This window comes from Gluconobacter sp. (assembly GCF_047723935.1).
Classification (GTDB): domain Bacteria; phylum Pseudomonadota; class Alphaproteobacteria; order Acetobacterales; family Acetobacteraceae; genus Gluconobacter.
Genome location: NZ_JBDOBO010000020.1, coordinates 24478 through 45066, shown reverse-complemented (window position 1 = coordinate 45066; position 20589 = coordinate 24478). Strand labels below are relative to the sequence as shown.

Below are 20589 nucleotides of genomic sequence, written 5' to 3'. Positions count from 1 at the left end.
ACCTTGCCGGTCGCGGTGATCTTGAACCGCTTCTTGACCGACGACTTCGTCTTCATCTTGGGCATTTCGGTCTCCCTCGCCGTAAACGATTGGTCCCACCGAAGCGGGACTCTGCACGGCCGGGCATGCCACTTATGGCCCGGACGCGTACACGGAGCGGCTGCCTTATCCCATCGGACTGATTCCGCCAAGAACTTTATTTTCTTTAGCGCGCAAGCAAAAGACGCCTCTTTGTTCAAGTCACGTCACTGTGATCTCGCTCACAGTGACGTGAGCAACATGAACCATCTGACATCTTGATTCTTAAAGCGCTTCTATGTGTTTGTCCGAAGGTCAAGTGCTGCACCAAATAACAGCTCTAGGAACATCATGAGCACATCATCCCGGCCAGGGCTCTGGGCCCTGATCACGGCCGCGGTCTTCGCGCTTTGCGGCGCGATCCTCACCGTGGGAGGCGCATGGGCCGCTTCCCTCGGCGGCCCTCTGTATTATCTCCTTCTCGGCATCGCACTTCTTGCGACCGCCTTCCTCGCATGGCGCCGTAACCCGGCTGCCCTGTGGCTCTTTGCTGCTGTAGTGTTCGCGACGGTCGTATGGGAACTCTCCGTGGTCGGTCTCGACCTCTGGGCACTGGTTCCCCGCTCCGACATCGTGATCATTCTTGGCATCTGGCTGCTGATCCCGTTCGTGTCCCGGCAGATCGGCGGCACACGCGCATCTGTCCTTCCCCTGGCAGGCTCCGTCGGTCTCGCCGTGCTGGTTCTTGCTGCCGGTCTCTTCACAGACCCGCACGACATCAGCGGCAACCTGCCAACAGAGCTGACCAACGCAGCACCGGTTGACGCAGATAACGTTCCAGATAGCGAGTGGCACGCCTATGGCCGCACGCAGGCTGGCGACCGCTGGTCTCCGCTGAAGCAGATCAACTCGTCCAACGTTCAGAACCTCAAGGTGGCATGGCACATCCACACCAAGGATCTGATGGGACCAAACGATCCGGGCGAAGCAACCAACGAAGTCACGCCGATCGAATTCGACAACACACTTTATCTGTGCTCGCTGCATCAGAAACTGTGGGCTGTTGATGCCGCAACAGGTCACGTCAAATGGACGTTCGATCCACACCTGCAGATCAACCCTGGCTTCCAGCATCTGACGTGCCGTGGTGTGAGCTTCCACCAGACGCCAGCCGATGCCACGGACAGCGATGGCAACCCTGCTCCGACCGATTGCGCCAAGCGTATCGTTCTGCCGGTCAACGATGGCCGCCTTGTCGAAGTCGATGCAGAAACCGGGCAGAAGTGCTCTGGCTTCGGTAACGATGGTGAACTGGATCTGCGCCTGCCGAACCAGCCTTACACCACGCCGGGCATGTATGAACCGACGTCTCCGCCGGTCATCACCGACAAGCTGATCATTGCCAACAGCGCCATCACCGATAACGGCTCCATCAAGCAGGCATCGGGCGCAACGCAGGCATTTGACGTTTATACCGGCAAGCGCGTGTGGGTGTTTGACGCATCCAACCCTGACCCGAACCAGATGCCAGACCCGGATCATCCGGTCTTCCATCCGAACTCTCCAAACTCCTGGATCGTGTCGTCCTACGACAAGAACCTGAACCTCGTTTACATCCCAATGGGCGTAGGTACGCCGGATCAGTGGGGCGGTTACCGCACCAAGGAATCCGAGCGCTTTGCTCCGGGTATCGTCGCGCTGAACGCAGAGACGGGTAAGCTAGCCTGGTATTACCAGACCGTTCACCATGACCTGTGGGACATGGACGCCCCGTCCCAGCCGAGCCTCGTAGACATCACGTCGAAAGACGGCACGATTGTTCCGTCCATCTACGTTCCGACAAAGACTGGCGACATTTTCGTTCTTGACCGTCGTACGGGCAAGGAAGTCGTCCCGGCTCCGGAAACACCTGTTCCTGGTGGCGCCGCACCGGGCGATCACACCAGCCCAACGCAGCCGATGTCTCAGTTGAGCCTGCGTCCGAAGGCCCCCCTCTCCGATTCCGATATCTGGGGTGGCACGATCTTCGACCAGATGTTCTGCAGCATTTACTTCCACTCCCTTCGCTATGAAGGTCCGTTCACGCCGCCGTCACTCCAGGGATCTCTGATCTTCCCGGGCGACCTCGGCATGTTCGAATGGGGTGGTCTGGCTGTCGATCCGCAGCGTCAGGTGGCTTTTGCCAACCCTATCTCGCTGCCGTTCGTTTCCCGTCTGGTGCCCCGTGGTCCGGGTAACCCGCTATGGCCGGAACCGAACGCAAAGGGCTCTGGTGGCGAAACTGGTCTGCAGCCGAACTACGGCATCCCCTATGCTGTTGATCTGCATCCGTTCATGGACCCGGTCCTGCTGCCGCTTGGCATCAAGATGCCTTGCCGTACACCGCCTTGGGGTTATGTGGCCGGTATCGATCTGCGCACCAACAAGGTGGTCTGGCAGCATCGTAACGGTACGCTCCGTGACTCCATGCACGGCAGCTCCCTGCCCATTCCGCTGCCTCCGATCAAGATCGGCGTCCCGAGCCTCGGCGGCCCGCTCTCCACGGCTGGCAACGTTGGCTTCCTGACAGGCACGATGGACTACTACATCCGCGCCTACGACCTGACGACAGGCAAGACCCTGTGGCAGGATCGCCTCCCAGCTGGCGCGCAAGCCACGCCAATGACCTATGCGGTCAATGGAAAGCAGTTTGTTGTCACCTATGCTGGTGGCCACAACTCCTTCCCGACCGTTATGGGCGACGATCTGATTGCTTACAGCCTCGCTGATCAGAAGTGATCATTGAGTAAGCCATTGGTTATCGAGAAAAAGGGGTACCTTCGGGTGCCCCTTTTTTTGTCTTCAAGTCCCGGCAAAAGCTTTCTAAGTTCTCGTTACGTTATGAAATATATTCCATAAAGTAAGGGCGTCATGCATTTTTCTCGATCTGGAATGGCTCTGGCCATCTTTGGGCTCATCGCCGTCGTTCCGTCTCCAGCCCACAGCGATGATACTGTTTCCGTAACGGCGGTGCTGGATCCGAGCCATCACGGACGTCTCATCTATCCGCCGGCTGAACTTGAACTGCGGCATTCGGGATCGGCACATATTGTCTGCGTCATCACAAAGGACGGTCAGCCTCAAAGCTGTGAAACTTCAGCGAGCGCACCGGATTTCGCACTTGCAGCAGAAGCCTATGCCTATTCATCCAAGTTTCTTCCGGCATACCAGGACAGCAAACCCGTTGAAGGCCGCTGGGAAAAGACCATTCCCTTCCAGGCCCAGGGAACAGCAACCGTCCCCGTCGTGGATCATCAGCACACTCCACGCCCCTACTATCCAGACTTTGCGAACGACAGAAATATTACAGGAAGAGTAGCCGTCACCTGTCAGGTTGATACTGCAGGCATCGCGCATGACTGCATCGCCAGCCCGGGGCCCGAAATTTTACGACGGGCAGCGCTCGCCTATTTCACGCTGGCTAGATACCTTCCAGCTATAAAAGACGGGCAACCCATCTCAGCCCCCTATCATGGCAACATAAACTGGGAGTCAGACGCGAAAGACCGGAATGACGGGTTCCGCTGAAATCTTGTGTCTGCACGCTGGTCCATTCCATAATCAGCATCGAAAGCCCTGTCGGTTCAGGGCAAAAACTGCACAGAGGCTACGCATGACCCTTCGCAAATTTGCTCTTCTTGCCTTCGCTACCGTCGCTTTCGGCGGCCAGTTCGCACATGCCAAGTCTCAGCCCTGCCGGGACGCCAAAGGCAAATTCACCAAGTGTGAAGCACCGAAGAAGCCGAAGGCCTGCCGGGATGCCAAAGGCAAGTTCACAAAGTGTGACGTAACAGCTCCGCAGGTTGCTCAGCCCGCTCACTAAGCTCAAACAAAAAAGCCCCTGTCAGCAGATGCTGGCAGGGGCTTTTTTGAAAGACTGAGATCGTCAGGCAGCGGCACGCTTGAGGATCGCCTGAGCCATTGCCTCAACACCATTCCCACGGTTCGTGGACAGTGCTTTGACCAGTCCCATATCATGCAAAAAGACCGGGCTCGTCTGAAGGATCTCTTCACGGCTTCGCCCTGAGTACACTCTCAGCAAAAGGGCTACCAATCCCTGAACAATGGCCGCATCGGAAGCCCCAGCGAAGAAGAGCTTACCATCACGGTCTTCCGCTTCGAGCCAGACCTGGCTTTGACACCCCGGAACACGGTGGACATCGTCCTGCCATTCCGAAGGGAAAGCCGGAAGTTTGCGGCCCATTTCAATAATATACTGATACCGCTCCATCCAGTCGTCGAACATCGCCAGTTCGGCTTCAATTTCCTCGATGGCAGCGGTCGCCGTCTCTTCCTGAGGGGCAAGAAAGGCATCACTCACAAAAAACGTCTCCGTCACAGGATAAAGCGGCTCAAATCACCCTTGCGGGCAAGCGGCGCCACCCTGTCACGAACATCCTCTGCCGTCACCCTCACGGTCTCGCCTTTCCGGTCAGATGCAGAAAATGATACGTCCTCCAGCAGCTTTTCCAGAACTGTTGCCAAACGGCGGGCCCCAATGTTTTCAACCCGCTCGTTAATATCAGCCGCCAGTTCCGCCAAAGCATCCACGGCATCGTCACCGAATTCCAGCGTCACACCCTCCGTACCCAGCAGACTCACATACTGCTTCAGAAGCGAATGCTCAGGCTCCAGCAGAATACGCTTCAGATCGTCCCTGCTCAGGCCAGCCAACTCCACACGAATAGGCAGACGCCCCTGCAATTCCGGCAGAAGGTCTGAAGGCTTGGCAATGTGAAAAGCTCCGGACGCGATAAACAGGATATGGTCCGTCTTCACCGAGCCATACTTTGTGCTGACAGTCGTCCCCTCAATCAGCGGAAGAAGATCACGCTGCACGCCTTCACGAGAGACATCTCCGCTGCGCGTTCCATGCTCAGATGTCGCACAAACCTTGTCGATTTCATCCAGGAACACGATGCCATGGTTCTGGGTGTGCTCAATCGCTTCACGCGTCAGGGCTTCGTCATCCAGAAGTTTGTCAGCTTCCTCACGGATTAACTGATCGCGAGCCACCGAAACCTTCAGTTTCTTACGTGAAGGCATCCGGTTCATGAATCCCTTCATCATATCGTTAAAACTGATGACCTGCCCTGGCTGGAGCCCTGGAATATCGCCGCTCTCCTTGCCTCGCTGTGGATCAGGAGCAATCTGGATTTCAATTTCCTTGTCCTCCAAAGCGCCATCTCGCAGCATCTGGCGAAACTTTACCTTGGTGTCGGCTGTCGCGCCTTCGCCAACCAGCGCATCAACAAGCCGGGTTTCAGCCGCGGCTTCAGCTTTCTCCTGCACGTCTTTGCGGCGTCCATCACGCAGCATGGTCAGAGACACCTCAACGAGATCCCGAACAATACTATCCACGTCCCGCCCAACGTAGCCAACTTCCGTAAACTTGGTCGCTTCCACTTTCAGGAACGGAGACTGCGCCAGCTTGGCCAGTCGACGGGCGATTTCTGTCTTGCCGCAACCTGTAGGGCCAATCATGAGAATGTTTTTGGGAACAACCTCATCCTTCAAGCCTTCAGGAAGCTGGGACCGGCGCCAGCGATTACGCATCGCGATGGCAACTGCACGTTTTGCGTCGGACTGACCAACAATAAAGCGATCAAGCTCGGATACGATTTCGTGGGGGGCAAAATTTGGAACAGACATCTCAGGAGGCCTCCCCGCCTAGTGTTTCCAGCGTCACGGAATAGTTCGTGTAAACGCAGATATCACCGGCAATTTTCATGGACCGACGCGCGATTTCCTCGGCGCTCAGGCCCTCCACCGTCATCAATGCCCGTGCTGCAGACAGTGCGTAATTTCCGCCGGAGCCAATGGCCACAATGCCGTCTTCCGGCTCCAGCACATCGCCATTTCCGGTCAGGGTGAAAGAGCGGTCTGCGTCAGCCACCAGCATCATGGCTTCCAGACGCCGCAGATAGCGGTCCGTGCGCCAGTCTTTCGCCAGTTCGACGCAGGCCCGCTCAAGCTGCCCTGGATACCGCTCAAGTTTCGCTTCAAGTCGCTCCAGCAGGGTAAAGGCGTCAGCCGTGGCACCGGCAAAACCCGCAAGGATATTGCTGTGAGGGCCAATTCGCCGAACCTTGCGAGCATTACCCTTGATAACGGTCTGCCCGAGGGAGACCTGGCCGTCCCCCGCCATGGCCACCCGGCCATCGCGACGAACACAAAGAATGGTCGTGCCATGCCAGCCGACCGGATCGTGGGGAGTGATTTGGTAAGACATCACTCAAAAAGATGGTGCGGATATAGCGCCTGACAAGAGGACCTCTCCTGTCAGGTTATATTGCCTCCTGCATCAGCCGCCTGATCGCATCCTGTAGTCCCTTCTGCGTAAAGGGCTTGGGCAATGGCTCATTTTCAGACTGGGTATCTGTGTGGCCACTGATGAACAGCACTTTGAGATGCGACATTTTTTCCATCAGGATGGCTGCACAGGTCGGTCCATCATGGTCGGGCATGCGCATATCAATCACCGCCAGATCGAAGGGTCCCTTTTCATCTGTCAGCGCCAGAGCCTCGGACAGAGAAGATGCAGAAGCAACCTCATGCCCGTCATGACGAAGAAAACCCTCCGTCACCATACGAACCGGCGCCTCATCATCGACAACCAGTACCTTCAGGGAACGCGGTTTCTCATCTTCCGCAGCCCGATCTGCCACAACATCGCTCCTGACGACCGGAAGCAGCAATGTCATGCACGTCCCTTTGCCGGGCGTGCTGTCCACAACGATTTCGCCATAACTCCGGCTCAGGAACCCATACACACTGGAAAGGCCCAGCCCTGTTCCACGCCCGACATCCTTGGTGGTGAAGAATGGATCAAAAATCCGCTTCATCACCTCGGGTGACATCCCCTCACCCTCATCAACCACATCAATGGCCACCGCACGATCCAGACAGCATTCCGGAGGCAGCGTTTTGAATTTCTGCCCCACTACACGCGCTGACACCGACACTGTCCCGCCCTGCGTCATGGCATCCCGAGCATTCACACAGAGATTCAGAAGTGCCATTTCAAGCTGATCCTGATCCGACCAGACAGCGGGGAAGTCAGCAGGCATATCCTCAAGCGACAGCTTGCAGGCCACACTTCTTTCGCCACTTCGACGCTTGAGACTTTGGACCAGAAGCGCTTCCAGCCCCGGCAGAAGATCCTGCAACGCCACCGGTGCCAGACGTGCCTCACGTGGACGCCCAAACTGAAGCAACCGCCGTGTCAGCACAGCACCACGCTGCGCAGACTCCATAGCGTTCTTCACCAGAGCACCGGATGTCTCATCCAGGTCCACCATATCTTCCAGCAATTCCAGGGACCCGGAAATGGCAGCGAGAAGATTGTTGAAATCGTGCGCAATTCCCCCGGCTAATGTACCTAGGGACTGAAGCTTGTCCGCCTGCCGCAGACGGCTTTCCATCAGCACTCGCTGCGTAACGTCCCGGTCCATGCTGACCTGCCATCGGTCTTCCGTCGGCACGCCCTGGGGCCAGGCCAATGAAAGGCGGCTCAATTCGTGCCAGCGCTGAACGGTTCCTCCGTCATGATCTGGCAGAACTTCAGCAACCAGCCGCTCTTCCTGCCCGGTGCTACGAACATTGTCGCGCATTTGCTGAACATCAGCACGCAGCACTTCCGGGAAATGCATCAGTTCGTCGTTCAGATCCTGTGCAGCCTCATCGCGCACGTTGCTGCGAATACACCGCCCCTGAGCATCCGAAAAAACAAGCCCCATCGGAAGGGCATCCATCAGGCCGCGCAAAAGAGCCTGTTCCGTCTGCAACGCCCGTTGGGCAATACAATGCTGCGTCACTTCCCCAACCAAAGACCGAAGCGCGTCCGAATCCCAGGGTTTGTGCACGTAAGCCTGCACCTGTCCAAGGTTCAGAGCAGACACCACGGCATCCAGATCCGCATAGCCTGTCAGCAGAATACTGCGCGCATCCGAAAACTCGCGCGCGCGCATCAGAAGCTGATCCCCCGTCAGTCCAGGCATCCGCTGATCGGAGATAATGGTGGCGACATCCGGATGCGCCCGCAAAAGCTCCAGAGCTCGCAGGGGATCCGTCGTTGCTAGAATTTCGTACTGGTCTTCCAGCAGATCCTCCAGAGCAACGAGGATTTCTTCTTCGTCATCCACCAGCAAAATACGGGGACGTAATGGCCCCTTCACGCTCCACACACTCATACGGAACGCCCCGTTGCCACCGGTCCATCTTCCGTCATTGTGACGGGAAGGCTGAGCCGGAAACACGCCCCTATTCCGCGGCCATCCGGCAAATGGGCATCTGTGATTTCGATAATGCCATCATGAGCTTCCATCACACTATAAGCGATCGCAAGCCCCAACCCTGTGCCTGTTCCAACCGGCTTGGTTGTGAAAAACGGATCAAACACCCTGTTTCTCAGTTCCATCGGCAAACCCGGACCGTCATCGCTTATCGTCATGTCATACCGGCCATTTTCAAGACGGGACTTGATCACAATGCGTCCCTGCACAGGGCCGCCCTCAGGCGAGATGTCCGCCAACGCGTCGGCCGCATTGGAAATAATATTCATAACCACCTGATTCAGAAACGCAGGCTGACAGACCAAATGCGCCGGAGCCTGCAAATCCTTTTCAATTCTAATGTCCGGGCCAAGCTTATGTCCCAGCAACGCCAATGCTGTCTCAAGCGCACCAGGAACATCGACTGTCTGGAATGAACTTTCATCCAGCCTGGAAAATCGCCGGAGACTCAAAACGAGATTCTGAATCCTCTGCAACCCGAGCTTCATGGATTCCAGACGTGAAATCCCCTTCTGCATGAGCGGCGCACCATCCTCTGGGCTCCCCATCGTCTGAAGGCGCTTTAGCGTCCGCTCCACTGTGTCGGCATGAGCGATGGTGAAGGCCAGCGGATTGTTAATCTCATGAGCGATACCCGCCACCAGCTCACCCAACGAAGCCATCTTGGCAGTCTGCACGAGTTTCGACTGCGCCTGAATCAACTGTTCGTTTGTGCGCGCTAATTCCATATTGGCCTGCGCCAGTGCTTCAGCCATTTCGGCCTTCGCCCTTGCCGCTTCCAGAGTAAGCGCATTCTGCTGCCGCTCAATTTCCTGCTGCCGGAACTCATCCTGCGCCATACGTCTTTGCGCAAGCGTCCTGATCCGCATGGCGAGGGCTTCGATGGCAATGTCGCTGGGAACCAGATCGTCAATACCGGCCTCGAAGAATTCACCGGAAGACTGCCTCCGGAAGCGTGAGGCCTCCACAATGCCAAGCGTTCGGAACGGAATTCCACCAGCTTCCAGAACAGCCTGACGCCGCGCATCCAGAAGGCGGCAGAACTTGAGGTCTTCGTCTCCGCTCCCCAGTTCCAGAACCAGACAATCCGGACCATCTGCGCCGCGCAACCATCCACCATCAATCAGATCGTCTGAACGCTCGATGGACGTGACCGTATGCCCATCACGCCAGAGCAGCTCACCCAACGTTGTCTCAGGCGCATCCTCGGTAATCTCTTCGTCGTCCTCCTCTTCACGGGGAGAATTGACGATGACAATTCTTGCGCGGCGAAAGCGAGAGGCTTCATCCACCTGAAGAAGCTCCGGTCCTTCCCGAAGCAAAGCCCGCATCCGCAACACCAGCAGGTCAGGATGAGCGGATTTGGAAATATAGGCGTCTGCCCCACTTTCCAGCCCCTCTCGCTCACCGCCGGGAAAAGCATCTTCCGTCAGCATCAGGATCGGAATGGTGCGTGTCAGGGCATCCAGCCGCAAACGCCGCGCCAACTGCCCACCCGTCATACCGGGCAGCTCAGAGCACACGACCACAAGGTCAGGCATCAGATCCTCGACCGTTCCCAAAGCAGCTTCACCGCTGCCGAGACAGGTCACGGTGAAGCCTTCTTTTAGAAGAACACGCCAGATCCGCTGGGCATGAGCATCATCCGGCTCCACGAGCAGAACACGTGCGGTCTCTGTGGCTCCGAGCGGAGCTTTAAGATCAGAAGACAGCATGAGAATGACGGAATGTTTGCATTAACGGCCTCTTGCAGCTAGTCCGAAGCTGATGTTCGTCCGATTTCCAAGGGGCGAAGATAACTCCCGTTACCGGATCAGTGGAAGCCGTATCTCATGGACATTCAGCCCTCGCGCAACCTGACGGATCGCCTGCTCAACTCCCGCAGCGGGGAAAGCGGCCCTCTTTCAACCGGCGCGCTGATCCGGACGGGCATCTGGTCCATCTGCTATTTCGCCTTCTACTTCGCCCAGCAGGTCGCAGAGCTTCTCGCTCCGCTTCTCCTGATTCTTGGTCTTGGATGGTATATCCTTCCGCACATCGTGAACGCCATTACGACGAGCGCTGCAAGCGCTGACCCGCAGGCGAAAGATATCATGAACCATGTAGCGGGCACCCTCCCGACCCATCTTCAGATCGGCAGCCACCTGCTGACCCCAGGCTCCCTTATGTTCGACGGCTTTCTCCTGATGGGACTTGCCGCAATCGGAGCGACCCTGTCCGCACTAGCCGCTCGCAACATGTAAAACCCAGGCTCAGGGAGTAAGGACGTGGCCAAACCCTGGCCATAAAGTCACCAGCTCCCCAGCCTTCCAGTGCCATAGTGCGGCCACACTTCCGCCGACCACCACGAGGCTGAGCCCCCACGCGGCACTCCACGCCCCAAGACTTCCAATCATTTTCGTCCCGACAGTCTCGGGTTTACCCAGACCGTGGGTTACTGTCCGGGAATGTAGAACAAACGCATGTTTCGCAGCGTCCCGTGCTTCGGACGCGCTTAGTCCAACAGGATAAGACTGTGATGTTTCAGAGCCTGGAGGCTTTTCAGTCTCAGCCTTGAGCAAGGACAAGTCATCAGGCGGACTTTGTGCAAGCTCCGGCTCGTGAGGCTCTTGTAAAGACCAGCTATCCCCACAGTTCGCGCAACGCAGCCGCCGCGCCTGCTCCAAAAGTGCATCAGGCACTTCAAAAACAGCATGACAGTGGGGACATTCAACACGCATCACGGTATCCTTCAAAAATCAGACCGTACCGGCCTCGGTCTGACCTCAACTGGGTTGCCCATATGACGAGGTTGTCGTTAATAAATGGTTAATACGCCTGCAACACCTTTGATCGTTTTCATATGATCCGCCTGCGCGATGTCTCCCTGAAACCTGCTGGCGTTGGGCAGCCTGTTCTGCACGGCATGACCCTGACAATCCCTCAGGGAGAATTCCGCTGGCTTCTCGGGCCATCAGGCGCAGGCAAATCCAGCCTTCTCAAGCTTCTGACACTCGGGGCAAAACCCGCCTCTGGCCAAATGGATATTCTCAACACCCCAGTCACGGGCGCCAGCCGAAGCACCCTCCGGAACCTGAGAAGACGCATCGGGTTCGTCCCACAGGATTACCGCCTGATCGGGGAGTGGAATGTTTTTGACAATGTTGCTCTCCCGTTGCGTCTGCGCGGGCGCTCCGAACGCGATATTCGACAGGAGGTTTTTGCCGTCTTGGACTGGCTGGATGTCTCCCCGCACGCCCATTCCCGGCCAACCACTCTTTCCGGGGGCGAACAGCAGCGTGTTGCTATTGCACGCGCCCTGATCGGACGACCCGACATCCTTCTCGCCGATGAACCAACAAACGCACTTGAGGATTCTCAGGCCAGACGCCTTCTTGCAACATTCCAGGAACTGATTGATCTGGGAACAACCGTGATTGTCGCGACGCATAACGAAGGTCTTGTGCGCGATGCTCCCGCCCCATCGATCATGCTCCGTGATGGCACGCTCGACCCACACGCAAATGAGGCGATAGCGTGAGCCGCCGCGTCTCTCCCGGTCTGCGCTCAGGCAGCCTCCCTCTGCTTGTTGCTCTCATGACCCTGCTGGCTGGCTTGGCCCTTGCTGGTTTGACCGGTGTTCAAGCGCTTGCAGACGGCTGGGCGCAGGCGGCCCGAAGTGCTGCAACAATCGAAATCCCGACAGACATTCCAAACGCCTCAGATCGTACGGACGCACTCATTCACGCTCTCAAAGCCTTGCCAGGCGTTACCAACCTGCAAAAGCTTTCCACAGACAAGGTGCAGGATCTACTGGCGCCCTGGCTGGGCCAGCCTACGGATGCACGGAAAGGCTTGCCGGGTCTCTCACTGCCGACAGTCCTCATCGTCGCCCACACGCCTGACGCTAACCTAGGCTCCACTGTTCACGACACGCTTCCAGAGGCCATTGTTCAGGAAGACATGCAATGGGGCCAGAGGCTTGAACATTTGGGCACAAGCCTCGTCGGATGCGCGTGGCTTGCCCTTATCCTGATCGCAGCGATTGCCGTTTTATCCATTGGCATTACTGTGCGGCGTTCGGTTGCTGCCCAGAAACGGGCTGTGGAAATCGTGCATTCCCTTGGCGCCGGGGACTTTACAATTTCCAGCCATATTGCCGGTCGGGCTGCACTCCTCAGCTTTATGGGCGGCGTGGCTGGCCTCGTCCTCCTCACGCCACTGACAACCTCCCTTGCCACAACCCTCGCCCCCTTCACGCATCAGGCCACCGTCCCAAGCACCTTTCCGACAACACTAGATGGCTGGTGGACGACACTCCGCATTTTACCTCTCAGCCTCCTGAAAGAACTCGGTGCCCTGCCCGTCATTGCGGCTCTTCTGGGATGGATCACAGCTCAGGGCGTTGTGCTCGTGTGGCTTCGTCGATTGCCGTGAAGGCCTTTCTTTCCTCCCTGCTTCTTATTGCCGTGCTCTGGTCGGCTGGCTTCGTCTGGTTCATTCACGATTCCCGACAGCCACCACATGTTGCCACTGTCTGCGATGGCATCGTCACCCTCACAGGCGGCCAATCCCGTATCGAAACCTCTCTCACCCTTCTCAAGGGCGGATATGGCCAGCTTCTACTGATTTCTGGCGTAGGGCCCCATGTTACACTCGATCAACTTGTGCGCCTTCAGAACCAGACGCTTTCCAGCGATCTGGCCAGCCGCGTCACTTTGGGCCGCCGTGCAGTCAGTACGATTGGTAATGCTTATGAGACCACGACGTGGGCCAGAGATCACAAGATGCACAGCCTGCTGGTCGTTACCGCTGGCTACCACATTCGCCGCGCCATTATAGAGCTCAGCCGGACTGCCCCAGATCTGGAACTCGTGCCTTATCCGGTTCTCCCGCCAGCTCTGGAAGCGCCCCTGTCTCGCCAGACCCTGCACTTACTAATCCGGGAATATTTCAAACTTCTAGGCGCAGAACTGAGTAATCTGACGGGCCTGCCAGACGGCAAGATTGGCCTTACGCCTCACTAAGGCCTCTTGTGTAACCGCAGATTTTCTGGTGAGCAGACAAAATTATGAGCATTCTTCGCGGCCTGCTATTCAATCTTTATTTCCTGATCCTCACAGTCATCATGGGCCTCGGGGCAATCCCGATCCGCCTTATGAAGCGACAGGATCTGGCACTCTCTTACGCCAAACTGTGGTCCAGAGCAGTGCTGTTCGGATTTGCACAGCTTTGCTCCGTGAAAATTGAAGTTTATGGTCGGGATAATATTCCTGCAGGCCCAAGCCTGATTGCATCTCAGCATCAGTCCTTCTTCGATGGCTTCGTCTGGATGGATCTGGTTCCCCTACCGACCTACATCATCAAGGCGGAACTGACTAAAATACCCCTCGTCGGCCCCATGCTCGTTCTGAGCGGTATGATCCCTGTGGAACGAAGCGCCGGATCTAAAGCCCTGCGCACCATGATGAAAGACAGCGCACGCGCTCACGCATCTGACAGACAGATTATTATCTTTCCTGAAGGCACACGCACACTCCCCGGAGAGCGCCACCCCATCCAACCGGGCATTATTGCTTTAGCCCGACAGGCTAATGTCCCTGTCGTGCCGGTCGCCACCAATTCCGGCCTTTTCTGGGACCGATCTCCCTGGCGGAAAAAACCTGGTGTTTTGAAGGTCGTCATCGGCGCCCCACTCCCCTCCACAGAGGGACGCAACGGCTTCACGGACGCGTTAAACGAAGCATGGGATGAACTGTGCGCAACCCATGAATTACCGCGCAATACTGTGGATAACTCTGTGGAGCTTCAGAGGGTTTAACAGCAGCCAGAACGGAAGGAGTTTTGAGGCCACAGGCTTCGGGCGAATTTCAAGAAACCCGGCAGTTTCCACAGAGAGCAGAAAAACCCTGTTTTTCTGCGGTTTTCAGCTATTCCCTGACCTCAATGTGCCCAGATCGCCTTCCATAGACTCGGCTGTCAAACAATGACTGCACGCGGAATGCTGTTTTGGGGATAAAATACCGCCCATCGAACCAGCCTCTTTATCCAGTTACACAAAGACAGGCCCAGTGAACCCAGTTTCCAATACTGCCCGTTACCTGAAAATCACGCTTGTCATCTTCTGTTTCATTACAGTTGTGGCAGCTGCAGATACCGCCCTGTGGCATCACGTCACCACCAGAATGCAGGCACAAATTGAAAACGAAGTCGCGAACCTGAAAGCTACGGGATGGTCTGTAGAGACTGGAGAAGTTCGTCGTGGAGGCTGGCCTTTCGGAGCATGGATCGACATCCAGACACCCCAGCTCAGCCATAAAAATTTTCCTGCCCAACCATTCGAAGCGGGTTGGGCAGGTGAGAGTTTCAGGCTTGGCGGACCATGGACGGAACTCGTCAGAAACGGCCTCACCGTCTCCCTTCCTGGTCGTCAGGCTGCGCGCATTATCACTTCTTCGGCCAGAGTAACCATTCTCACAGAAGCTTTGAGACTGCACATCTCAGAGGACGGAACCGTGATGTTCCATGCCCCTTCTGCCCAAGTCGCCGTCGCAATAAATCTTATGGATCAGACAGTCGCGCTGTCACGCCTTTCTGGACGCATCCTCATCCAACCTCAGGCACCAGCAGGAGCCACACGCCTCGGACTGGATCTGTTGTCTTCCACTCTCAGCACATCATTGTTGAATGCTGCCAAATATCCACTGCACAACGCTCATCTCGTGATAGCTCTCACAACGTCCAGCACACACCCTGAAAGCCCACTTTTTAGTCCTGAAGGCTATGAGCGCCTACTCGTGCAGACAGCATCATTTTCGATGGGGTCGGAAGCGACTTCTGCACATCTTTCCTTTTCCGGTGAACTGACATACCCAACACTCAACGGCCACCTCACCCTGACGCTTCTGAACTGGCATGATGCCGCCGAAAAAATCCTGAATATCCCGCGCCTTCAGACCTCGCTTGCTCCAGACACGCGCGTCTTCCTTGAGCGCATTCTGCACGCAACGCCCTCATCCGGACTGGCAGAAAGTCATCCTGTTGTCGCAGAAGTTTCCGTCGTAAACGGCCATGCTGCGCCTGCTCTCGAACAACTTTTGCAAACAATCTCCACACAAAAAATTGACGCGTCACATTTGCGCGAGTAGACGCAGGGAATGTTTTGATTTTTGTCAAAACCATGGCGCGGAAAGAAAACTTTTCCCGTGCTGCGGCTTTCAAGATTCAGATCCGGATCATGTGTGCAGTGCGGCGCGCATGATCTCAGCTCATTCCTGACTTCTAGGGTGCGAGCGTAGCTGACGGGTCCATGCGGACCGGTTCTGCGGTCCGCCTCCCAAGCAGAAGGCACCATCGCAATGTTTGGCCTGTCGGCTTTATTTCTCGCGCGATTTCAGTTCGCGTTTACAGTCGGGTTTCACATCGTATTCCCGGCATTCTCGATCGGGCTTGCTGCCTATCTCGCCGTTCTTGAAGGCCTTTGGCTCAAGACGGGACGCAGCGCCTATCTGGATCTCTTCAAATACTGGCTGAAAATCTTCTCCGTCGTGTTCGCGATGGGCGTGGTTTCCGGTCTGGTCATGTCCTACGAGTTTGGCACCAACTGGTCCCAGTTCTCGCAGAAAGCTGGCCCCATCCTCGGCCCGATGCTGGCCTATGAGGTGATGACGGCCTTCTTCCTTGAAGCCGGCTTCCTCGGCGTCATGATGTTTGGCCTGAACCGCGTGGGCAAAGGTCTGCATTTCGGCGCCACCTGCATGGTCTCGATCGGCACGCTGATCTCCATGACGTGGATTCTCGCTTCCAATTCCTGGATGCAGACGCCGCAGGGCTACATCATTGATGAAGCTACAGGGCGATTCCTGCCGGGCAACTGGTGGCAGATCATCTTCAACCCGTCCTTCCCCTTCCGCCTCGTGCACATGGGGCTGGCAGCATTCCTGTCCGTCGCGTTCATCGTCGCTGGTGTCGCTGGCTGGCATCTGCTGAAGGCCCGTCGTGAAGGCCGTCAGGCGTCCGAACAGGTCCGTCTGATGTTCTCCATGGCTATGTGGATGGCCGCGATCGTTGCTCCGGTCCAGTTCCTGGCGGGTGACACGCAGGGTCTGAACACGCTGGAATACCAGCCTGCCAAGATTGCCGCGATGGAAGGCGATTGGGACTCTGAAGGCCGTGCGCCGGAAATCCTGTTCGGTATTCCGGACATGGAAAACGAGACGACGCACTACAAGGTCCAGATTCCGCTCCTCGGCTCCCTGATCCTGACTCACAGCCTCGATGGCAAAGTGCCGGGCCTCAAGGACTACCCGAAGGATCTACGCCCGTATTCGCCGCTGCTGTTCTTCTCCTTCCGCATCATGATCGCGCTTGGCTCGCTCATGGTTCTGGTTGGTCTGTGGTCTCTCTTCCTGCGCTGGAAGGGCAGCCTTTACAGCAACGCGATGCTCCATCGTGTCGCTCTGTGGATGTCCCCGGCAGGCTTTATCGCCCTGCTGTGTGGCTGGATCACGACTGAGGTCGGCCGTCAGCCATACACGGTTTATGGCCTCCTTAAGACCTCCGACAGTGTCTCCCAGATCGCTCTGCCGAGCATGGCGACGTCGATGGTTGCCTTCGTGATTGTGTACTTTGTGGTCTTCGCAGGTGGCATCACCATTCTCCTGCGCAGCTTCGCAGAAGAGCCTCACTCTGGTGAAGAAGGTCCGTCCGAGCACGAGCCCCAGATGTCCGCTGGTACCACGCAGGTCTCACATCACCCCCACAATGCTGGTCTGGCGGAGTAAGCGATCATGACCGAATCCGCCGCTTTCTGGCTTCCCGTGGTCTGGGCCGTTCTCGCGGCCTCTGCCATCTTCCTCTACGTCATCCTTGACGGCTTTGACCTCGGCATCGGCGTCCTGTTCCTCAAGGAACGGGATCACGATCACCGCAACGTTATGGTCAACACGGTCGCCCCTGTCTGGGACGGCAACGAAACCTGGATGATCTTCGGCGGCGCCGCACTCTACGGCGTCTTCCCGGTCGCTTACGGCACGATCCTTCCCGCGCTGTACCTGCCGATCCTGTTCATGCTGCTGGCTCTTATCCTGCGCGGTGTCTCCTTCGAGTTCCGATTCAAGATGAAGTCTCCCGGCTCACAGTTGTTCTGGGATGCATCCTTCTGCGGTGGCTCCATCGTTGCAGCATTCATGCAGGGTGTGATCCTCGGGACGCTGGTGCAGGGCATTCCTGTCCAGAACAACGTGTTCGTCGGAACCTCGCTGGACTGGCTGACGCCGTTTGCACTGTTCTGTGGTGCAGCCGTCACAATCGGCTATGCGCTTCTGGGCTCCACGTGGCTCATCTGGCGCTGTGAAGGCGAACTGCAGGATACGATGCGTCGTGTTTCCTACGGCCTTGCCGGCCTGATGCTGCTGACGATCGTCGCTGTATCCGTCTGGACGCCACAGCTTCACACGACCTACATGCAGCATTGGCTGGAATGGCCACAGCTTGCTCTGGTACTGCCGGTTCCGGTCGCTGTCGTAGCTGTCGCTGGCGCGCTGTTCCTGGGCCTGCGCAACCGCAAGTCCCACCTGCTGCCGTTCATCTCGACACTGGGTCTGTTCTTCCTGTGCTTCTCCGGTCTCGGGATCAACGTGTGGCCGTATATCGTGCCGCCGACCATCACGATCTGGCAGGCCTCTTCGCCACCAAGCAGTCAGGCTTTCGTCCTGTTCGGTGCGATGTTCCTGCTGCCAGTCATCCTCGGCTACACGATTTATTCCTACTACGTGTTCCGTGGAAAAGTGACGAACGAGCATCACTACCACTGACCTTCAGGGAGTTCGCGCCATGAGAATCGAGTACGGAAAGCCCAACCAGAAAACCGGCACCGTCGCCTGGATGAAACGGGTGGGATGGTTCGTACTCTTCTGGCTCAGCGGTGTCCTCGTCGTTGGCGTGGGCGCTGAACTCCTCAAGAGGATCATCTTCGGCGGCCATCACTAACCGAGACCTCCCAAAGAAAAACCCCGCCCCTGAAAGGCGGGGTTTTTTCATGCCGTCAGAAGGTATCTTTCTGCCGACGCAAGTCCGCAAACTGCGATACATCGGACGCTCGCAGAAATGGATTCGTGGCCCGCTCTGTTCCCAGAGAAACTGGTAATGTCGGTCTCCCCGCTTCCAAAAGCGTTTCCACTTCCGCTGCCCGCGCTTTCAGAGCCTGATTGGCTGGATCGACATGCAATGCGAAGGCGACGTTCGAGCGGGTGTACTCATGTCCGGCACAAACCAGCGTGTTATCAGGCAGTGCATCATAACGATGGAGACTCCGATACAGCTCTTCTGCTGTCCCCTCCAGCAGGCGCCCACATCCGACACTGAACAGCACATCACCACAGAACAAGGCAGGCACTTCAGGCACAACATAGGAAAGATGCCCGACAGCGTGTCCCGGCGTTAGAAGAACGTCCACTTTGGTGGATCCGATATAAAAACTGTCACCGTCTTCGAGGCCACGATCCAGCTTGGGGAGCCACTCCTGCTTCTGGGAGGGGCCGAACACTTTCGCGCCATATCGCTCGCGAAGTGCTTCCACCCCTCCCGTGTGATCCGCGTGGTGATGCGTCAGAAGAATCAGATCGAGACGCCCTTCTCCCAACACGTCCATGACTGGGCCAGCTTCGCCTGGGTCCACGACAGCCCGCGTCCCGTCTTCTGCTTTCAATAGCCAGACATAATTGTCTGACAAAACCGGAATGGACTGGATATCAAGTGACATGACTGTTCCCCTGAACTGAGCTTGCTGGTTAGATACTTCCATGCTGACGCGCCTGACACGCACCCGTTCCGAAGATGCTGCCGCTTTCTATCAAAGCTGGGCAGGCCAACGCACAGCCAGTCTCCTCAACCGAAGATTGAACAGCCTCCTGCCAGACCTCCGGGCGCGTCGACTTCTCGGGATAGGGTACCCCGGCCCCTATCTTCCTGCCACAGCCGGGTGCGCAATTTCTGCGCGTTTGCAGCATCCCCAGACCCAGCGCCCATTTCACCACATCGTTCAGGACTGCCTGATTGATAGCGGGCGCCTGCCTTTCGATGACCTGTCGATGGATACGGTGCTGGTCGTTCATGGACTGGAGTTCACCCGCTCAGCAGCAGAGTTTCTCCGCGCTGCCTGGAAAGTCATGACGGATGACGGCTACCTTATTCTCGTCGTGCCAAACCGCTCCGGCTACTGGGCTCATACGGATGCAACACCCTTCGGTCACGGCGTCCCCTTCAGCACCAGACAACTGACGCGGCTGCTGGAGCAGGGACTGTTCCAAATCGAACACCATACTGGCGCCCTCATGACGCCCCCTGCTCTGCTGTCGCGCCTTTCAGGCACACTTCCAGAGCGCCTTGGAAAAATGATCCGCTACCCCTGCGCGGGCGTCCATATCGTGGTGGCTCGCAAAAACGTTTATGCAGGCCTTCCCCTGATGGACGAAAAAGCGCGCGTGACCGTCCCCAGACAGGTTGCAGAACCTGCCTGAAAAACGCCTTCTTTGTGGCGAATTCTTGACCCTAGCTTCCTGTGCCGTAAGAGTGCGTTCCATGTCGTTGATCCAGTCCCTCAAACTTGTCCTGTCGCCGCCGCATCGCGCTGCGACTCCCTTCCTCGCTGCTGGTGCCTTCGTTGGCATTATCGGCCGCCTGACACCCTGGCGGTTCACGCGTCTCATCGGAAAGGCTGGCATCGCATTTTCTGCCTTCTGCCTGTACTTCTTCCGGGACCCCAAGCGCACACCCCCACCGGGATCAGATCTCGTACTGGCGTCTGCAGATGGCCGCGTAACGTCAGTCTCCCTCGTTGCTCCACCGGCAGCGCTTGAAATGGGCACAACTCCGGTCTGGCGCGTCTCGACGTTCCTGTCCGTACTGGACGTGCACATCAACCGGATGCCTGCAGCCGGTCAGGTCACGAAAATTGCCTATCATGCAGGCAAGTTCCTGAACGCGAGCCTCGACAAGGCATCAGAGCACAACGAGCGCAACGAAATCCGCCTGACGCTTGCGGACGGCCGCAATATTGGCGTCGTGCAGATCGCAGGCCTGATCGCGCGCCGCATCCTCTGCTTCGTTGAAGAAGGCGAGCACCTGGAAGCTGGTGAACGCTTCGGTCTGATCCGTTTTGGCTCCCGCACAGACGTGTATCTGCCGCCGGGTGTTGAGCCGATCGTTGTTGAAGGCCAGACCATGATCGGGGGCGAAACCGTCCTGGCGAAGCTCTGAG

At 57.1% G+C, this 20589-nt stretch carries 22 protein-coding genes; 14 read left to right on the top strand and 8 right to left on the bottom strand.

Annotated features, from left to right (window positions below):
- On the bottom strand, nt 1–65 hold a 65-nt coding region (locus tag ABF979_RS09065), incomplete at its 3' end, for a 50S ribosomal protein L35 (protein WP_415559270.1).
- Between the two features lie 304 nt (nt 66–369).
- On the opposite strand from ABF979_RS09065, the gene ABF979_RS09060 reads away from it, so the two are divergent.
- The 3 genes from ABF979_RS09060 (at nt 370) to ABF979_RS09050 (ending at nt 3880) form a co-directional block, all read left to right on the top strand.
- Complete coding sequence (locus tag ABF979_RS09060; protein ID WP_415559264.1) at nt 370–2796, top strand: glucose/quinate/shikimate family membrane-bound PQQ-dependent dehydrogenase; 2427 nt, start codon at nt 370–372, stop codon at nt 2794–2796.
- 132 nt (nt 2797–2928) lie between these two features.
- Nucleotides 2929–3585 (top strand): energy transducer TonB, encoded by a 657-nt coding sequence (locus ABF979_RS09055; protein ID WP_415559262.1) that lies wholly within the window; start codon nt 2929–2931, stop codon nt 3583–3585.
- 85 nt (nt 3586–3670) lie between these two features.
- Nucleotides 3671–3880, top strand: coding sequence for a hypothetical protein (locus ABF979_RS09050; protein WP_086633016.1), 210 nt, complete (start codon nt 3671–3673; stop codon nt 3878–3880).
- A 63-nt stretch (nt 3881–3943) separates the two neighbouring features.
- On the opposite strand, the gene ABF979_RS09045 is transcribed toward ABF979_RS09050, so the two are convergent.
- From ABF979_RS09045 to ABF979_RS09025, 5 genes are read right to left on the bottom strand one after another with little or no spacing between them, the layout of a single operon-like run.
- Nucleotides 3944–4378, bottom strand: a complete 435-nt coding sequence (locus ABF979_RS09045) for a SufE family protein (protein ID WP_211501406.1) — start codon at nt 4376–4378, stop codon at nt 3944–3946.
- A gap of 14 nt (nt 4379–4392) precedes the next feature.
- Entirely contained in the window at nt 4393–5709 is a 1317-nt protein-coding gene (hslU, locus tag ABF979_RS09040) for an ATP-dependent protease ATPase subunit HslU (RefSeq protein WP_415559260.1), read from the bottom strand.
- Between the two features lies 1 nt (nt 5710).
- A complete protein-coding gene (gene hslV, locus ABF979_RS09035) occupies nt 5711–6289 on the bottom strand; it encodes an ATP-dependent protease subunit HslV (RefSeq protein WP_200898348.1) in 579 nt (192 codons plus the stop codon).
- A 55-nt stretch (nt 6290–6344) separates the two neighbouring features.
- Complete coding sequence (locus tag ABF979_RS09030) at nt 6345–8249, bottom strand: response regulator (RefSeq protein ID WP_415559268.1); 1905 nt, start codon at nt 8247–8249, stop codon at nt 6345–6347.
- A complete protein-coding gene (locus tag ABF979_RS09025; protein WP_415559258.1) occupies nt 8246–10066 on the bottom strand; it encodes an ATP-binding protein in 1821 nt (606 codons plus the stop codon). The genes ABF979_RS09030 and ABF979_RS09025 overlap by 4 nt, the downstream gene beginning before the upstream one ends.
- A gap of 117 nt (nt 10067–10183) precedes the next feature.
- On the opposite strand from ABF979_RS09025, the gene ABF979_RS09020 reads away from it, so the two are divergent.
- Complete coding sequence (locus ABF979_RS09020) at nt 10184–10594, top strand: hypothetical protein (protein ID WP_086633011.1); 411 nt, start codon at nt 10184–10186, stop codon at nt 10592–10594.
- 9 nt (nt 10595–10603) lie between these two features.
- Here ABF979_RS09020 and ABF979_RS09015 read toward each other — a convergent pair whose 3' ends face one another.
- Nucleotides 10604–11071 (bottom strand): zinc-ribbon domain-containing protein, encoded by a 468-nt coding sequence (locus tag ABF979_RS09015; protein WP_415559256.1) that lies wholly within the window; start codon nt 11069–11071, stop codon nt 10604–10606.
- A 122-nt stretch (nt 11072–11193) separates the two neighbouring features.
- Here ABF979_RS09015 and ABF979_RS09010 point away from each other — a divergent pair, with 122 nt between their 5' ends.
- The 8 genes from ABF979_RS09010 (at nt 11194) to ABF979_RS08975 (ending at nt 18320) form a co-directional block, all read left to right on the top strand.
- Nucleotides 11194–11871 carry a cell division ATP-binding protein FtsE gene (locus tag ABF979_RS09010; RefSeq protein WP_046901269.1) on the top strand — a complete coding sequence of 226 codons (678 nt, stop codon included), beginning with the start codon at nt 11194–11196 and terminating at the stop codon, nt 11869–11871.
- Complete coding sequence (locus ABF979_RS09005) at nt 11868–12767, top strand: cell division protein FtsX (RefSeq protein WP_415559254.1); 900 nt, start codon at nt 11868–11870, stop codon at nt 12765–12767. Before ABF979_RS09010 ends, ABF979_RS09005 begins: the two co-directional genes overlap by 4 nt.
- Nucleotides 12716–13357, top strand: coding sequence for a YdcF family protein (locus ABF979_RS09000; protein WP_415559252.1), 642 nt, complete (start codon nt 12716–12718; stop codon nt 13355–13357). Before ABF979_RS09005 ends, ABF979_RS09000 begins: the two co-directional genes overlap by 52 nt.
- A 44-nt stretch (nt 13358–13401) precedes the next feature.
- Nucleotides 13402–14151, top strand: a complete 750-nt coding sequence (locus tag ABF979_RS08995; protein ID WP_415559250.1) for a lysophospholipid acyltransferase family protein — start codon at nt 13402–13404, stop codon at nt 14149–14151.
- Nucleotides 14152–14401: 250 nt separating this feature from the next.
- Complete coding sequence (locus ABF979_RS08990) at nt 14402–15478, top strand: DUF2125 domain-containing protein (RefSeq protein ID WP_415559248.1); 1077 nt, start codon at nt 14402–14404, stop codon at nt 15476–15478.
- A gap of 210 nt (nt 15479–15688) precedes the next feature.
- Nucleotides 15689–17113, top strand: a complete 1425-nt coding sequence (locus ABF979_RS08985) for a cytochrome ubiquinol oxidase subunit I (protein WP_046901266.1) — start codon at nt 15689–15691, stop codon at nt 17111–17113.
- Nucleotides 17114–17119: 6 nt separating this feature from the next.
- On the top strand, nt 17120–18145 hold the full coding sequence (gene cydB, locus ABF979_RS08980) for a cytochrome d ubiquinol oxidase subunit II (protein ID WP_046901265.1): 1026 nt from the start codon (nt 17120–17122) through the stop codon (nt 18143–18145).
- A 19-nt stretch (nt 18146–18164) separates the two neighbouring features.
- Nucleotides 18165–18320 (top strand): DUF2474 domain-containing protein, encoded by a 156-nt coding sequence (locus ABF979_RS08975; RefSeq protein ID WP_086633006.1) that lies wholly within the window; start codon nt 18165–18167, stop codon nt 18318–18320.
- Between the two features lie 55 nt (nt 18321–18375).
- On the opposite strand, the gene gloB is transcribed toward ABF979_RS08975, so the two are convergent.
- Complete coding sequence (gene gloB, locus ABF979_RS08970) at nt 18376–19092, bottom strand: hydroxyacylglutathione hydrolase (protein ID WP_415559246.1); 717 nt, start codon at nt 19090–19092, stop codon at nt 18376–18378.
- Between the two features lie 40 nt (nt 19093–19132).
- Here gloB and ABF979_RS08965 point away from each other — a divergent pair, with 40 nt between their 5' ends.
- Both ABF979_RS08965 and ABF979_RS08960 read left to right on the top strand, forming a co-directional pair.
- Nucleotides 19133–19849: a methyltransferase domain-containing protein gene (locus ABF979_RS08965; protein WP_415559245.1), complete on the top strand. Its 717-nt coding sequence runs from the start codon at nt 19133–19135 to the stop codon at nt 19847–19849.
- A gap of 61 nt (nt 19850–19910) precedes the next feature.
- Nucleotides 19911–20588 (top strand): phosphatidylserine decarboxylase, encoded by a 678-nt coding sequence (locus ABF979_RS08960; RefSeq protein ID WP_046901262.1) that lies wholly within the window; start codon nt 19911–19913, stop codon nt 20586–20588.
- Nucleotide 20589 lies beyond the last annotated feature (1 nt).

Coding starts and splice junctions, on each gene's coding strand:
- ABF979_RS09060 (WP_415559264.1), top strand. CDS start 370: ATGAGCACATCATCCCGGCCAGGGCTCTGGGCCCTGATCACGGCCGCG.
- ABF979_RS09030 (WP_415559268.1), bottom strand. CDS start 8,249: ATGAGTGTGTGGAGCGTGAAGGGGCCATTACGTCCCCGTATTTTGCTG.
- gloB (WP_415559246.1), bottom strand. CDS start 19,092: ATGTCACTTGATATCCAGTCCATTCCGGTTTTGTCAGACAATTATGTC.
- hslU (WP_415559260.1), bottom strand. CDS start 5,709: ATGTCTGTTCCAAATTTTGCCCCCCACGAAATCGTATCCGAGCTTGAT.
- ABF979_RS09025 (WP_415559258.1), bottom strand. CDS start 10,066: ATGCTGTCTTCTGATCTTAAAGCTCCGCTCGGAGCCACAGAGACCGCA.
- ABF979_RS09050 (WP_086633016.1), top strand. CDS start 3,671: ATGACCCTTCGCAAATTTGCTCTTCTTGCCTTCGCTACCGTCGCTTTC.
- ABF979_RS08965 (WP_415559245.1), top strand. CDS start 19,133: ATGCTGACGCGCCTGACACGCACCCGTTCCGAAGATGCTGCCGCTTTC.
- cydB (WP_046901265.1), top strand. CDS start 17,120: ATGACCGAATCCGCCGCTTTCTGGCTTCCCGTGGTCTGGGCCGTTCTC.
- ABF979_RS09015 (WP_415559256.1), bottom strand. CDS start 11,071: ATGCGTGTTGAATGTCCCCACTGTCATGCTGTTTTTGAAGTGCCTGAT.
- ABF979_RS08975 (WP_086633006.1), top strand. CDS start 18,165: ATGAGAATCGAGTACGGAAAGCCCAACCAGAAAACCGGCACCGTCGCC.
- ABF979_RS08985 (WP_046901266.1), top strand. CDS start 15,689: ATGTTTGGCCTGTCGGCTTTATTTCTCGCGCGATTTCAGTTCGCGTTT.
- ABF979_RS09010 (WP_046901269.1), top strand. CDS start 11,194: ATGATCCGCCTGCGCGATGTCTCCCTGAAACCTGCTGGCGTTGGGCAG.
- hslV (WP_200898348.1), bottom strand. CDS start 6,289: ATGTCTTACCAAATCACTCCCCACGATCCGGTCGGCTGGCATGGCACG.
- ABF979_RS09000 (WP_415559252.1), top strand. CDS start 12,716: ATGGATCACAGCTCAGGGCGTTGTGCTCGTGTGGCTTCGTCGATTGCC.
- ABF979_RS09020 (WP_086633011.1), top strand. CDS start 10,184: ATGGACATTCAGCCCTCGCGCAACCTGACGGATCGCCTGCTCAACTCC.
- ABF979_RS09055 (WP_415559262.1), top strand. CDS start 2,929: ATGCATTTTTCTCGATCTGGAATGGCTCTGGCCATCTTTGGGCTCATC.
- ABF979_RS08995 (WP_415559250.1), top strand. CDS start 13,402: ATGAGCATTCTTCGCGGCCTGCTATTCAATCTTTATTTCCTGATCCTC.
- ABF979_RS08960 (WP_046901262.1), top strand. CDS start 19,911: ATGTCGTTGATCCAGTCCCTCAAACTTGTCCTGTCGCCGCCGCATCGC.